Source organism: Pectobacterium hainanensis (assembly GCF_046237015.1).
In the GTDB taxonomy this organism is placed as follows: Bacteria; Pseudomonadota; Gammaproteobacteria; order Enterobacterales; family Enterobacteriaceae; genus JBJYIN01.
Window position 1 is genome coordinate 1 of record NZ_JBJYIN010000066.1, and the last position, 242, is coordinate 242.

At 71.5% G+C, this 242-nt stretch carries 1 protein-coding gene; it reads left to right on the forward strand.

The features are described 5' to 3' along the window. Positions 1–242: alanine racemase C-terminal domain-containing protein (locus ACKPVM_RS20530; protein WP_409311591.1), on the forward strand; the 242-nt coding region annotated here is incomplete at both ends.

The window sequence follows — 242 nt, forward strand, 5'->3', positions numbered from 1 at the left end:
GGTACGACCGGGGCCTCTCCGGCCACGCCCACGTCCTCGTCCGCGGTCGCCGCGCGCCGGTCCGCGGCCGCGTCTGCATGAACATGACGATGGTCGACGTCTCCGACGTCCCGGACGCCGCGCTGATGGACGAGGTGGTCCTCCTCGGGAGACAGGGGGACGAGAGGGTGACCGCCGAGCAGCTGGCATCCTGGTGCGGCACGATCACCTACGAGATCGTCGCGCGGATCCACCCTGGGCTC